Annotated in this window: 14 protein-coding genes; 8 read left to right on the plus strand and 6 right to left on the minus strand. The window is 53.5% G+C overall.

The genetic code is table 11. From position 1 onward, the window contains the following. Positions 1–162: 162 nt before the first annotated feature. The 3 genes from AC6HVW_RS04020 (at position 163) to AC6HVW_RS04030 (ending at position 3,816) form a co-directional block, all read left to right on the plus strand. Positions 163–1,203 carry a LacI family DNA-binding transcriptional regulator gene (locus AC6HVW_RS04020; protein WP_071680936.1) on the plus strand — a complete coding sequence of 347 codons (1,041 nt, stop codon included), beginning with the start codon at positions 163–165 and terminating at the stop codon, positions 1,201–1,203. 15 nt (positions 1,204–1,218) lie between these two features. Continuing rightward, the gene (locus tag AC6HVW_RS04025; RefSeq protein WP_046808343.1) at positions 1,219–2,592 is read left to right on the plus strand and encodes a phosphohexomutase domain-containing protein; all 1,374 of its coding nucleotides are present in this window, start codon (positions 1,219–1,221) and stop codon (positions 2,590–2,592) included. 147 nt (positions 2,593–2,739) lie between these two features. After that, positions 2,740–3,816, plus strand: coding sequence for an ABC transporter ATP-binding protein (locus AC6HVW_RS04030; protein WP_071680935.1), 1,077 nt, complete (start codon positions 2,740–2,742; stop codon positions 3,814–3,816). 46 nt (positions 3,817–3,862) lie between these two features. Here AC6HVW_RS04030 and AC6HVW_RS04035 read toward each other — a convergent pair whose 3' ends face one another. The 3 genes from AC6HVW_RS04035 to AC6HVW_RS04045 form a co-directional block, all read right to left on the minus strand. Next, a complete protein-coding gene (locus AC6HVW_RS04035) occupies positions 3,863–4,087 on the minus strand; it encodes an HP1242/YdcH family protein (protein ID WP_021180872.1) in 225 nt (74 codons plus the stop codon). 174 nt (positions 4,088–4,261) lie between these two features. Further along, the gene (locus AC6HVW_RS04040; protein ID WP_186486300.1) at positions 4,262–5,185 is read right to left on the minus strand and encodes a pyridoxamine 5'-phosphate oxidase family protein; all 924 of its coding nucleotides are present in this window, start codon (positions 5,183–5,185) and stop codon (positions 4,262–4,264) included. A gap of 1 nt (position 5,186) precedes the next feature. Then, positions 5,187–5,813, minus strand: a complete 627-nt coding sequence (locus AC6HVW_RS04045; protein ID WP_186486299.1) for a glutathione S-transferase family protein — start codon at positions 5,811–5,813, stop codon at positions 5,187–5,189. 101 nt (positions 5,814–5,914) lie between these two features. Between AC6HVW_RS04045 and AC6HVW_RS04050 the strand changes: the two genes are divergently transcribed. From AC6HVW_RS04050 to AC6HVW_RS04070, 5 genes are all read left to right on the plus strand, one after another. Further along, positions 5,915–6,820 carry a LysR family transcriptional regulator gene (locus AC6HVW_RS04050; RefSeq protein WP_071680932.1) on the plus strand — a complete coding sequence of 302 codons (906 nt, stop codon included), beginning with the start codon at positions 5,915–5,917 and terminating at the stop codon, positions 6,818–6,820. 224 nt (positions 6,821–7,044) lie between these two features. Further along, positions 7,045–7,860: an alpha/beta hydrolase gene (locus AC6HVW_RS04055; protein ID WP_071680931.1), complete on the plus strand. Its 816-nt coding sequence runs from the start codon at positions 7,045–7,047 to the stop codon at positions 7,858–7,860. Continuing rightward, positions 7,844–8,215, plus strand: coding sequence for a RidA family protein (locus AC6HVW_RS04060; protein WP_071680930.1), 372 nt, complete (start codon positions 7,844–7,846; stop codon positions 8,213–8,215). Before AC6HVW_RS04055 ends, AC6HVW_RS04060 begins: the two co-directional genes overlap by 17 nt. A gap of 189 nt (positions 8,216–8,404) precedes the next feature. Further along, entirely contained in the window at positions 8,405–9,589 is a 1,185-nt protein-coding gene (locus AC6HVW_RS04065) for an amino acid aminotransferase (protein ID WP_497569278.1), read from the plus strand. Between the two features lie 14 nt (positions 9,590–9,603). Further along, complete coding sequence (locus AC6HVW_RS04070; protein ID WP_059201139.1) at positions 9,604–11,007, plus strand: amino acid permease; 1,404 nt, start codon at positions 9,604–9,606, stop codon at positions 11,005–11,007. 29 nt (positions 11,008–11,036) lie between these two features. Here AC6HVW_RS04070 and paaY read toward each other — a convergent pair whose 3' ends face one another. The 3 genes from paaY to paaK form a co-directional block, all read right to left on the minus strand. Beyond that, positions 11,037–11,633: a phenylacetic acid degradation protein PaaY gene (gene paaY / locus AC6HVW_RS04075; protein WP_071680928.1), complete on the minus strand. Its 597-nt coding sequence runs from the start codon at positions 11,631–11,633 to the stop codon at positions 11,037–11,039. Between the two features lie 12 nt (positions 11,634–11,645). Next, positions 11,646–12,587 (minus strand): phenylacetic acid degradation operon negative regulatory protein PaaX, encoded by a 942-nt coding sequence (gene paaX / locus AC6HVW_RS04080; RefSeq protein ID WP_071680927.1) that lies wholly within the window; start codon positions 12,585–12,587, stop codon positions 11,646–11,648. A gap of 355 nt (positions 12,588–12,942) precedes the next feature. Continuing rightward, a complete protein-coding gene (gene paaK / locus AC6HVW_RS04085; RefSeq protein ID WP_094983082.1) occupies positions 12,943–14,250 on the minus strand; it encodes a phenylacetate--CoA ligase PaaK in 1,308 nt (435 codons plus the stop codon). Positions 14,251–14,268 lie beyond the last annotated feature (18 nt).

A 14,268-nucleotide genomic window follows, 5' to 3' on the forward strand; every position in this document is an offset into this window, starting at 1 on the left:
CATTATTTTTATTTTAACGTTAAAATGGTGACGTACGTTGCAATTTTAACGTTAAAATTGGGGTAACATACCTTTCCTGGTGGTGAGAACCAAGCATTTCCTACCGCGGATTGGGATATAGTATGGGCAACTTGGTAACTTTATCTTCCCGGAGCTTTTGACATGACCACTGGTAAAAAACGCGAAACACTTAAAACCATTGCTGAGGCGCTGAACGTTACGCATACCACCGTCTCGAATGTGTTTAATCGGCCCGAAAAGGTCTCGCCAGAACTGCGGGAGAAGATTTTGGCCTACGCAGAATCCATTAATTACCATGGCCCGACAGGGGCCGGGCGCTTTTTACGTACCGGTAAAAGCGGTACGCTTGGGGTCATTTTTAACGATAATTTGAGTTATGTTTTCTCCGATCGTCATGACATTGCGTTGATGCGTGGCATTGCCGAGGAGTGTGAGAAAAATGGCATTAACATCGCGCTGATGCCACTAAGAGTGAATAACGAATTTAAAAAACGCATGTTAAGCGCCGTCGTCGATGGCTATATTTTAAATGCCACCTATAGCAATGATGAAATTGTCCAGGCGGCATTAACCAGCGGCTTGCCGGTGGTCACTACCGATATCAAACTGCAGGACTTCACCTGTGTTTCCATTGATGACGTTGCTGCTATGAAGGCCATTTGCCAGCATCTGCTGGCGGCTGGGCATAAAAAATTCGGCATTGTCGCTTTCCCGGTGAAGAAGCAAGCGGGCGTGCTGTCATCACTGGCTGAATTCTCCAGCGAATTTGACAACGGCGTGGCCTTTGGGCGTGTTAGCGCATGCATCAAGGCGCTGTCCGATGGCGGTATTGATTTGACCACCAGCCACGTTGTGGAACAACTGCATGACGAAGCCGGGGGAGAAGAGGCGGCCAAGGTACTGCTTACCCGCGAACCGGGCATTTCGGCCATCATCTGCCTGTCCGATCGCTTTGCTTTCGGCGTTTACCACTACTGCCAGAGTCAGCATATTACGGTCCCTGGTCAGATTGCGATCACCGGGTTTGACGATATTGATATTCAGGATCCACCGATCGCGCTGACCACCATCCGCCAACCTATTGTTGCCAAAGGGCGTCATGCCGCCCGGGCGTTGATTGCGGGTCAAATAACCGAAGATATCTTTCTCGATTATGAACTTATTGTCCGGGATTCGGCATAACCACATGGAAAGGAAATGGAAAAGTTAACCTGTTTTAAAGCTTACGATATTCGGGGCAAGTTGGGTACGGAACTCAATGAAGAGATTGCCTGGCGCATTGGCCGGGCCTACTGCCAGTGGCTAAAGCCACAGAAAGTGGTGGTAGGTGGAGATGCTCGGGCAACCAGTGCCGCTTTGAAGCAGGCGCTGGCAGAAGGGCTGATGAGTGGCGGGGCCGATGTGATTGATATCGGCATGGTGGGCACCGAAGAAGTTTACTTTGCCACCCGCTTTTATGGCGTCGATGGTGGCATTCAGGTTACCGCCAGCCATAATCCGATTGACTACAACGGCATGAAGCTGGTTAAACAGGATTCTCGGCCCGTCAGCGGGGATAACGGACTGTATGAGATCCAGCAACTGGCCCAGGAAAATCAATTTACGCCGTCAGCCACCCCAGGACAGCTTTCCGTTCAGTCTAACCGTGAACACTACATTGAGCACTTATTAAGCTACATCAATCCTGGCGTGTTAACGCCGATGAAGATTGTGGTCAACGCTGGCAACGGCGCAGCGGGCCCGACTCTGGATGCGCTCGAAGCGGCAATGGCAAAACGCCAGCTACCTATCCGCATGATTAAAATCAACCATCAGCCAGATAGCACTTTTCCAAACGGGATCCCAAATCCTATGCTGCCAGAGAACCAGGGCGTTACCCGGCAGGCGGTGCTTGAGCACCAGGCGGATTTAGGCATCGCCTGGGATGGGGATTTTGACCGCTGCTTTTTCTTCGATCATCTAGGCAACTTTATTGAAGGTTATTACATAGTCGGCTTACTGGCGGAAACGTTCCTGCGTGCTGACAACAGCGGTAAAATCATCCACGATCCTAGACTGGTCTGGAATACCCAAGCGATTGTGCAGGCGCTGAATGGCAACGCGATCGAATCAAAGACGGGCCATGCGTTTATTAAAGACACCATGCGCCAGCATGATGCCGTTTACGGTGGCGAAATGAGTGCCCACCACTATTTCCGCAATTTTGGTTACTGTGATAGCGGTATGATCCCCTGGCTGCTGGTGATCGAATTACTGTCACGTAAGGCAACATCGCTATATTCCTTGATTGAAGCCAGCAAGGCGCGCTTCCCGGTATCGGGTGAACTTAACTTTACCGTTGAGGATACTGATGCGAGCATCCGGCAAATCAAACAGTTTTATGCCGATAGCGTGCTGCGTATCACGGCAACTGACGGCCTGAGCATGGAGTTTGAGCACTGGCGCTTTAACCTGCGCGCCTCCAATACTGAACCCCTGCTACGGCTAAATATTGAAACCCGCGGGGATACTCAATTGTTGGAGCAAAAAATTACGCAGTTGACCAAGCTTATTCAATTTATTACCGATTAGTCATCGCCTGCGGCGATAAAGTTATAGTCAAACGGCTTATTCTTTGGCGTTTATCTTTGCCGTAATTTAACGCCTGTAGATATCATGGTTAATTAAAGTTATCCGTGGATAAGCTGAATAGATGACAGCGCAATGATGGAGCAGATAATGGCGAGCGTTTCTCTCAAAAATGTCGAAAAGTCTTACGGAAATATCAAAACGATTAATAGCGTAAACCTTGAGGTTGCCTCCAGGGAGTTTATTGTGCTGGTCGGCCCTTCTGGTTGCGGAAAGTCTACGTTACTCCGAATGATTGCTGGCCTCGAAGAAGTTAGCGGGGGGGAAATAAAGATAGATAATAAGGACGTTACCCATATGAATGCCGGGGAGCGAGGCGTATCGATGGTGTTCCAGTCTTATGCTCTGTATCCCCATATGACCGTGCGTGAAAATCTGGCGTTTGGTTTGAAAAACATCAAAACGCCGAAGCCGGAGATCGCCGCGCGGATCGCCAATGCGTCCGCGATCTTGCAACTTGATAATTACCTGGAACGTTTGCCACAGCACTTATCCGGCGGCCAGCGCCAGCGTGTTGCGATCGGGCGTTCGATAGTCAGCTGCGCTAACGTGTTTTTGTTTGATGAACCGTTATCCAACCTCGATGCCGCGTTGCGTATCCAGATGCGGCAGGAGATCGGCAAGCTGCATGACAATCTAGGAAAAACCACCATCTATGTGACCCACGATCAAACGGAAGCCATGACGCTGGCCGATCGGATCGTCATTTTGAACCAGGGAAGAATAGAGCAGGTGGGAACGCCGGAAGAGGTCTATAACCATCCGGCCAATATCTTTGTCGCCGGATTTATTGGCGCGCCGAAAATCAATCTGTTTGCCGTCACCTATGAACATAGCGGACGGGTGAAAATCAATGGGCACAGCTTTTTTATTCCGCAGCTGGCGAATGCTGATTTGGCAGCAGGCACGGCATTGACATTAGGTATCCGGCCCGAACATTTCTCTTTAACCGATAGTGCCGAGCTCTGCCTGAAGGTGAAAAACGAGCTCACCGAAATGCACGGTGACTCCACGGTGGTGTTGCTTGGCTCTAGGCAATACGGCACCTTACAAATGAAGGTTCCTTATCAGCTGAAGCTTGCCACCGGTGAAGAGGTAAGTATCGGTACCTCCTGCGATAATATTCTGGTGTTTGATGAGCACGGTAAGGCGATACGTGACGTTTAGCTAAAGGTAGCGGTGATCCCCGCAGTAGCGCGGGGATCGGCGTGCGCTACTTGGCCGCGGCTTCCTCTGCCTTTAGTATTTTGTGTAACTCATCCTTGATATGTAGCTTCTCTTTTTTCAAGCGAACCACTTCGTCAGAGTAGCCGTTGCCTGCTGGCCCTTCTAACCTGGAGATTTGGTGGTCGAGTTGGTTGTGCTTATCAAACAATGACTGGAAGCGGGGATGGCTTGATTTCAGGTGCGATATTAACTCACGGTATTCTGGAAACATACTCAAGCTCCTTTGAGTCAAACTGTACACTGGAGGGCTTCTCCACTTTCACTGTAACCCAGCGTGGATTTATTTAAAATGGCGCTAGCTAGCAAAAATAGATCCTGCTGTGCAGATTGATGACAGCGTGGCAATGTCGCTGAATGAGTAGTGGGCGCCGCATGCTGTACCCGCTTAGCTTTCTGCGTGATTTTGCCAAATACCCGTGCGTAACGTTGCCGGAGAGAACTCAACGTTTCTGCCGCGCCAGCCCAGTGCCTGGCGAAAACGCCATGCACTGGTGATATCAAATCGCCAGTAGCGCTCGGCTCCTTCGACGGCTTCGTTTTCTGCCTGCCATAAGATCTGGGTTTCCCCTTGTAAATGTAGAATGTCCCCGCGTGCAAAATCGATAAACAACAGCGCCGCCCTCGGCTGTGCCAGCAGGTTTCCTAGCGTATTCATATAACGGTTACCGCGAAAATCCGGTATCCACAGGGTTTCTCCAGCCAGATGGATGAACCCCGGTTTACCGCCGCGATGCGAGATATCTACACCACCTTGCGCTGAATCACCGTGGGCATAGCTGGCCACAAAGCAGGTATCCGCCTGTTGGATCTGTTGTCGGGCCTGATCGTCTAACGAACTCAACTGCTCAATGGGGGCGGCAACGCTCGGCTCGGCGAACAGCTCTCGCCGTTGAATGTACTGCGGACAGTTGCCAAAGCTTTGTTGCACCACAATCTCCAAGCGGTTTTTATCCGTGCGGCTAATGATGCCGTTAACCCGGTTGCGCCTGCGGTTACTGAAATCTAATCCTAATGCGCCGACGGGTTGGCCGGGATAGAGCGCTGCCTGAGCAGGATCGTCCGCCCGGCGTGGCGAAACGATCCGCAAATGTGCTTCATCTGGCGAGCGCAAAAAGCCGGCAGGCCCACTGAACACCGTAGCAACCGGCCATTGCCGCTCATCCAGTGTGGCAACAAACAGGTAGGGCAGGTGAGCGAAGAACTCGCGATGTTGATCGGGCATGGCGGTATAGATATTCCCGCTCACCGTATCAAAACCGGCCAGGTCCTGCGCCAACTGCTCATCGGGATGAAACATGGAGGGAGACATGTTATTGGCCTACAGCCTGGGCAGGCAGGGGTAACGCAGGCATGGGGAAGAACCCGGGTAGCGCGGCAATACGATCTAGCCAACGCTGGATTGCCGGGAAGGACTTGAGGGAAAGTCCACCTTCTGGGGCGACCGCCACGTAGCTGTAACAGGCCAGATCGGCAATCGTTGGCAAAGACGTTGCCAAAAACTCGCGTTCTGCCAAATGTTGCTCTAACTGGGGTAGAAAGCGTGCGCCGATGGCTTGTGCAGACGGGTAGTTCTCTGGCGCAGAAAATTGCACCACCATCCGACAGGATGCGGGGCCATAGCGCACCTCTCCGGCCGCTTTGGAAAGCCAGGCTTGAACTTGGGCTGCTGCCAACGGATCTTCTGGCAACCAGTGGCTATCCGGCGCATAGCGTTTGACCAGGTACACCATGATGGCGTTGCTGTCGCTCAATACCTGCTCATCGGCCAGCAATACCGGGATCTGTCCAACGGGATTAAGCCGCAAGAAGGCCTCGCTTTGGCGCACCGTGGCCGGGGCTTCGCAATACTCATAAGGCAGATCTAGCATCCGCAATAGCAGCTCGACGCGGTGGCAATGGCCAGAGGCCGGAGTGCCGTACAGTTTCAACGTTTGCATGGTGAGTCTCCTTTATGGTCTTGCTGACCAGAATACTCTTGCGCCAGATGATGGGTATCCGGGAAGATGGCAATTGATAATTTCACTTGGCGGAATAATCTATGGATCGTTTGGACGAGTTGGCGATTTTTGTGGCGGTGATCCAGCAGGGGAGTTTGGCCGGTGCGGCCCGCAAGCTGCGTCGTTCCGCTCCGGCGGTAACCCGAGCTATCGCTTCTTTGGAGCAGCGGTTGGGGGCGCGGTTGGTGGAACGCACTACCCGGCGTCTGGCACCTACGGAGGCCGGTTTGCGTTTAGCCGAACGCGCGCGTGCTCTGTTGCATGACTATCAAGACGCGGTAATGGATACCGCAGAGGCTCAACTGAGCGGACTGCTGCGTATTACTTCGCCGGTACAGTTTGGGCGCAAGCATGTGGCACCGATGGTGATGGCTTTTCTCGAACGTTATCCGCAAATCCACATCGACATGCAGTTAAATGACCGCAATCTGGAGCTGATCGATGAAGGGCTGGACGTGGCGGTGCGCATCGGGCATTTACAGGATTCCTCCAAGGTGGCGCGTAAGCTTGGAGAGGTGACACGCATCACCGTGGCTAGCCCAGCCTATCTGGCGCAACGAGGAGTTCCGCTGGAACCGGCGCAGTTAAGCGATCATGACACTATTGTAGGTACTCTACGTCCGACGTCAGGTGAATGGCGCTTTGGGCCTAACGAAAACGGTGAGCGAGTACGCTTGACGCCGCGCTTGTTGTTGAACGAGGTGGAAACTCAACTGTTGGCAGTGCGGGCAGGCAAGGGAATTGCTCGGCTGCTGTCTTATCAGGTGGCGGACGATCTGGCCAATGGTACGCTGGTGCGACTGCTGGCCGCCTACGAGCCCCAGCCAGTGCCGGTGCAACTGGTGGCGAATAACGTGCAATACATGCCGCTGAAGGTGCGTACCTTTTGGGATTACGCCTATCAGCACCTTAGCCAAATTGCGCAAATACAACCGGCTCGCCCGTAGGGGCGACGCATGCTGCGCCCACTTATCCTTTATCCTCAATTTATTTTCGAGTTTCATGGATGAAACTTTAAAATAACCTCTAAATGTTTAACCAGTGAAACTTATTGCCGGAAAAAATAAATTTTTCTCGCCGATCACGCATTGCTGCACTCGCTATCTTGACAATATTTTAACATGTTGCTAATAGTTAACTCACATCTTAAATAATAAACAAAGTTTAATATATGAAACTTCTAGCGGGCAGTTACGATAACGCAACGACGGTGGCTGATGAAAACGAGATCCTGCTCTCATTTCAATCCCGCAGTCAGCGAGTTTACCAACAGCAACGTCATGAGTTGAATATGGCTTATGGGGATGCGCCGCGTGAAGTTTTTGACTGGTTTTATTCAACTGAAGAATATAAAGGTACGATAATATTTATTCACGGCGGCTATTGGCAGTTTTGTGATAAACAGGATTTTGCTTTTATTGCCAGCATGCCATTGTCATTAGGTTTTGATGTAGTGCTGGTGGAATATACCCTGGCACCAGCGGCTAACCTGGCTGATATTTGTCAGCAAATTGGGGGCGCGCTGGATGTCATCGAGCGGCGGCTGAAGCCGCGTGGCGATAAACCGGTTTATCTCACGGGTCATTCTGCCGGTGGGCATTTGGCAGCATATTGGCAACACCATCCGCTGGTGCAGGCGGTGTTTCCCATCAGCGGCATTTTTGAGTTACAGCCGCTGCTGGCGAGCTACGTAAACCAGCAGCTAAAGCTGACCACCCAGCAGATAGAGGCCTTAAGCCCAGCGCGTAATATACCGCTATCTTTGAAGCCCATGGTACTGTTTTACGGCGCGGCGGAACTGCCGGAGCTGATTGGGCAATCTCTTTATTATTATTCCGCATTGCGGGCGCAGGGGCTGCCGGTTAGCCGTTATGCGCTCCCCGGTGCTAATCATTACAGCGTGCTGGATGCGGTCTTTGCTGCCGATGGCGCTCTGCACCGTTTCCTGCTTACCGATGGAGAGTATCTTGATGCGCACAGTCATTGAAACCGGCCTGCCGGAGATCGGGCAACCTTTTTCCTGGGCGACCAAAGGCGGCGGGATGTTATTCACCGCCCATGGCCCGGTCCGCCAGGATGGCACTATTGAAACCGGCGACCCGGAAAAACAAATCACGTTGACGTTTGATAATTTAGCCACCACGCTGAAGGCCGCCAATAGCCATAGCGATAATGTATTACAGGTTATTGTTTATCTTACCGATGTTAATGACGTTAAACTGCTCGATAAAATCTATCAACAGTATTTTAATTATCCGTATCCCAACCGCTCAACGGTGATTGTTGATAAATTGGTGGTGCCAGGGATGAAAATAGAAATCACCGTTAGCGCTGTCGCTTAATTAACAATTAAATCTAAATATTAAATACCCTATGAATTTCAAGTTACAGCTAGGCGACAAGTGCGTGTGTCCCCGGGAGCTTACTTAAGTAAGTGACCGGGGCTCACGCACGCAGATAACAACGCTGTAGCTTGAAAGGCGACGGGTATTCACCTGCTGATTCATTAAATAATAAGTTAAGGATAATCTATGTTCGCACATATTACCCCGTCAACGCCCGATCCTATTATGTCACTGATGGAAGCCTATATGCAGGATCCTAATCCGCAAAAGGTTAACTTGGGTATTGGTCTGTATTACGATCATCAGGGTAATATTCCCCTGATGCAGGCCGTACATATTGCCGAACAGCGTTTACTGGAACAACAGCGGCCACATACTTACCCGCCAATCGAAGGTTCTGCACTGTTTGCCCGCCAGATCCAGACGCTGCTGTTTGGTGAACCGGCGGACCGTATTGCTACGGTACAAAGCGTGGGTGGCTCTGGCGCACTGAAACTGGGTGCCGATTTTATTTATCACTATCTGGCGCGCCGCGAAATCTGGGTTTCCGATCCTACCTGGGCCAACCACTGGGCGATATTTGAAGGGGCTGGCTTGAAGGTGAATACCTACCCGTATTTTGACGATGCGTCTGGCCAACTGCGTTTGGAAGCCATGCTCGACATGCTCTCCACTTTGCCGGAAGGGGCAGTGGTATTGCTGCATCCTTGCTGCCATAACCCCACCGGCACCGATCTCAGTCCGGCGCAATGGCATAGGGTGATCGATGTGGTGCAACAGCGTCGGCTACTGCCTTTCTTTGACATCGCATATCAAGGCTTTGGCGATGGGCTGGATGAAGACTGCTTCGCGCTGCGGGCGATGTTGAAAACCGACGTGGACTTTCTGGTCAGCAACTCTTTTTCCAAGAACGTGGCGCTGTATGGCGAGCGTTTAGGGGGGCTATCGGTGCGGTGCGCTACGGCCGAGGCTGCGGTGAACGTGAAAGGCGCATTGAAGACGCTGATCCGCCGCAGTTATTCTTGCCCGCCGACTCACGGTAGCCAGATTGTGGAAACCCTGTTGGCAGACCCACAGCTATATCAACAATGGGCCAGTGAGTTGACCACCATGCGCCAACGCATCAAACAGATGCGCGTTGGCCTGGCTGCTGGCCTGGAGCAGGGCGGTACCACGCTGGACTACACCCGCATTCGCGATCAAAAGGGCATGTTCAGCTACACCGGGTTGAATGAACGCCAGCTCGGTCAACTGCGGCAACAATATTCCATTTATCTGGTGGCGCCCGGCAGGATGTGTCTGCCTGGCCTGAACCAGCAAAACCTGGACTATGTGACCGCCGCCATCCTTGACGTTACCCGTACCGCATAAAAAGGTGAGCAACCATGAAAGATGCGAAACGTTTTGACGCTATCGCCCAGCGGCAGGATGGGCTGAAAAAGCACCTGACCGCCGGGCAGATGTCGATGCTGGCTATCGGTGGGGCCATCGGTACCGGCCTGTTTCTGGGGAGTGCTTACGCGATCCAGATGGCTGGGCCAAGCGTACTGCTGAGCTATTTTATCGGCGGGGTGATTGCGCTGCTGCTGATGGGATGCCTGGCGGAAATGACCTCCGAGCACCCAACCCCAGGATCGTTCGGCGATTATGCAGAGTTCTATCTCAGCCCGTTGTTTGGCTTTTTGGTGCGCTATTCCTATTGGTCTTGCGTGGTGTTGGCGGTGGGCACCGAGGTGACCGCCATCGGCATGTATATGCAGTTCTGGTTCCCAGGTACGCCGATCTGGCCGTGGGTGCTGTTGTTCTCGGCGGCGGTGATCGTCGTCAACGTGGTTGGGGTCAAGTCTTTTGGCCAGGTGGAGTACGCCCTCTCTACCGTCAAGGTGGTGGCCATTTCAGCGTTTATCATGATTGGCATCGGCATCCTGGCGTTTTCCGCTAACCCGACCTTCGGCATCCGTAACTTCACCGACAACGGTGGCTTCTTCCCGTTCGGGGTGAAAGGCATGTGGTTTGCGGTGATCGTTTCGATATTCAGTTATCTGAGTATTGAGATGATCGCGGTTGCCGCAGGGGAAGCGAAAAACCCGGTGGTTGCCGTGAAAAGCGCCTTCAAAGGCACCATTCTGCGGCTGTTTATCTTCTATATGATGTCGATAGCGCTGATGCTGGCCATCGTGCCGTGGCGGCAGTCTGGCACTGGTGAAAGCCCGTTCCTGGTGGCGATGAACGTGATCCACCTGCCTGCCGCCGCCGGGATCTTTAACTTTGTGGTACTGATTGCGGCACTGTCTGCCATGAACAGCCAGCTGTATATCACCACTCGCATGATGTTTTCACTGTCCCGTGCCGGGCAGGCACCGGCGGCGCTGGGGCGGCTTAGCAAACGGGGTATTCCGGTCAACGCGCTGGCGCTCTCTTGCGTGGGGATTATTGTCTCTATCGTGTTGAGTATTGCCGCTCCAGAGAAATCGTTCGCGGTGATGATGTCGATCTCGGTGTACGGTGCCTGTTTCACCTGGCTGATGATCTTTGTTACCCACCTGTTCTTCCGCCGCCAGCATACGCAGACGCACCTCAAGTTCCGCATGTGGGGTTATCCTTATTTTACCTTGGCGGGGGCGCTCCTGATGGCTGGCTTGATGATAACCACGTTGTTCACGGACTTCTTTAGAATGACGCTGTGGTTTGGCATTCCCTTCACCGCGCTGCTAGTCGCCATCTATTTTTACAGTCGACGAGGGCAGGCATCGGTTGCAGCTGAAGCACCGGTACAGAGTTTGGAGTAATGTTGACCGGGCTGCGGCCCGGCCAAGCACTAAAGCTGGCTTTTGGGGATGATGTGGTCGCCGAAGTTCAGACGTTGGCGGCCTGGCTCTGGTTCAGAGAGAGGGGCCACTTCTTTCAGGCTGTTTTTGCAGCGTAGGACCAGCTCTTGATACTGGAGCGTGCCAGTACGTTTCCAGGCTAATTCCTGTTCGGTCAGTTCGCGGATCACCCTTGCCGGGCTGCCAATCACCAGTTGGTTGGCGCCAATCTCCGCTGCGGCCTTAACGAAGGAACCCGCGCCGACGATGGAGTTCTCACCAATGACCGCACCGTCCATGATGATGGCATTCATACCGATCATCGCGTTACGGCGTACGCGGCAGCCGTGGAGTATGGCGCTGTGGCCGATATGCCCATCTTGTTCCACTACCGTGTCCTGCAGCGGGAAGCCGTGCATCACGCAGTTATCCTGCACGTTGGCACCCTCTTCGACCACAATGCGCCCAAAGTCGCCGCGCAGGCTGGCATTGGGGCCGATGTAGACGCCTTTGCCGATAATCACGTCGCCAATCAGGACCGCAGTGGGGTGAACATAGCTGCTGGGATCGACCACCGGCGTCAAGCCGTCAATCTGATACACGGGCATAGCGCAAACTCCTCAAAATGTAGTGGGATCGCGCGGCAGTCCGCCAAAGCGGCGATAGTAACCGGCACTGGGTGCAGGTAAGGTGCCGATGGAGGTTTCTGCCAAAGCGCTGACATATTCCGTCGCGGCGCGATCCACTCGCTGATAGATATTGATGCACAGGTTGCGGGCGATTTGACCTTCCCATTGAGCGGGTAACAGGGCATCTGGCAGCAGAGGATCTTTCAACACCACGCGGCGGAAAAAGTGGATTAATAATAGCTTAATCTGAAAGCATCGCAGGGGCGTCAGTTCCTGCTCGTCGGCTTCGCGCAGCAGGGCCATCAACGGGCGGAAGGAGACGATAAACTCATGGTAGTAACCGGCTACCTCGCTCAACGACCAGCAGTTGGCGACCATTTGGCGCAGGGTCTGTTCGGAACGGTTATAGGGATAGTCGGCACGGAAGTAGATCACCTGTTCACTGGCGTTGAGCTCGCCGAGCAGGGCGGTGACGTCGGTTTGCGCATGAGTGGGGGCGGCCATCAGGTTGTTGGCGATCTGGCCAAAGCCCAGCCAGCCCAGCTCTTTTTTCAGCCGCGCACGCTCGGTTTTTTCCGCACTTTCCAACAGCAGTAGCTCCCACTTGCCGTCCCACTGTGGCTGTTCGCTGAGGTAGATTTTGGATTCGGCATGGCGAAACTGGCGCATACCCTGTTCGGTAACGCGGTAATAGCTGCGCCGCCCGATCTTCTCTACGTCCAGCCAACCCTCTTTTTGCAAACGAAACACTGAGGTACGCACGAAACGATCGCCGAAGCCCAGGGCTTCCAGCAGTGCGCTCAAGCTGCCCAGCCACACCTCACCACCGCGATGGCTCAGCGCGTCACCGTAGAGTGAGATGATCAGCGAGGTGCCGCTGATCGGTTGGGCACTCAACGCATGGCGGATAAAGTCGTCCAGTTTATGTTCCATATTTTTCCATGGGTTAACCTTTGCTGAGACACGACATTAGCATAAACGACAAAGGCTTGCCCCTCACCCCAACCCTCTCCCACAGGGAGAGGGAGCTGATAGCCCCTGCCCGTTTGGAAGTAAAGTGATAATCTAAGCTAACTCGAACAGTTCAGAGAGGGAGCTGGTAGCCTCTGCCCGTTTGGAAATAAAGCGATAATCTAAGCTAACTCGATCGCTTCCTAATCCCAAGTGGGTCACTCTACTTTCAAGCACACTCGATCGCCTTCTCATTCACGGTGGGTCACTCTACTTTCAAGCATACTCGATCGGTCCCCTCTCCCTGTGGGAGAGGGTTAGGGTGAGGGGTCCAGACTTAACGTGGTCGCAGATCGATCACCCGCTGGGCCTTGCCTTCCGAACGTGGAATATCGCCGCAGTTGGCAATGCTGACGTCGGTGCTGACCCCGACAATCGATTTGATATGGTGACGCAGCTGGTGGCAGATATCGCAACGCTGCTGGTGGTTGAGCGTTAACGCCGACTCTTTCAGCTCCACCCGTACCGCCAAGGTATCCAGATGCCCGGCACGGCTCACCTGCAGCTGATAATGCGGCGACAGATGCTCGAACTGCATAATCTGTTCTTCGACCTGTGAAGGGAACACGTTCACGCCGCGAATGATCAGCATATCGTCGGAACGGCCGGTGATTTTGCCCATCCGGCGCATGTTGCGGGCATCCCCTGGCATTAGGTGGGTGAGGTCGCGCGTACGATAGCGGATCACCGGTAGAGCCTCTTTGGTCAGCGTGGTGAAAACCAGTTCGCCATGCTCGCCGTCAGTCTGTATCGCGCCCGTCTCCGGGTTGATGATCTCTGGCAGGAAGTGGTCTTCCCAGATAGTCGGGCCGCCGCCACTTTCGGCACACTCCATCGCCACGCCTGGCCCCATCACTTCGGAAAGGCCGTAAATATCCAGCGCCTTGATCCCCATGCGTGACTCGATCTCATGGCGTAGAGATTCTGTCCAGGGTTCTGCACCGAACACGCCCAAACGCAGGGAGCAGTTGCGTGCATCGCCGCCCATTTTGCGTTCCAACTCGTCGATCAGCGTCAGGCAGTAGGACGGAGTCACCATGATCACGTCGGGTTTGAAATCCAGGATCAGCTGCACCTGCTTCTCCGTCTGGCCGCCGGACATCGGGATCACCGTCGCACCCAGGCGTTCTGCGCCATAGTGCGCACCCAGCCCGCCGGTAAACAGGCCGTAACCGTAGGCAACGTGGATTTTGTCTTTGGCCGTGGCCCCGGCAGAGCGCAGGCAGCGGGCGACAATATCGGCCCAGTTATCGATATCCCGCTGGGTATAACCGACTACCGTCGGGCGGCCGGTGGTACCAGATGAAGCATGAATGCGTACCACCTGTTCCATCGGCACGGCAAATGTGTCGAACGGGTAGTTGTCACGCAGATCCTGCTTGGTGGTGTAGGGGAACAACGCCAGATCGCTCAGTTGTTTCAGATCGCTCGGGTGAACGCCTGCCTGATCGAACTTGCGTTGATACATAGGTACGTTGTTGTAGGCATGGTGCAGGGTCCATTGCAGGCGTTCCAGTTGTAATGCTTCTATTTCGTCGCGTGAAGCAAATTCAATCGCGTCGATGGGCCGTGGATTTGTAGTCATCTTTTTAGCCTCGCAGGT

Source organism: Serratia sp. NCCP-200, from assembly GCF_059697885.1.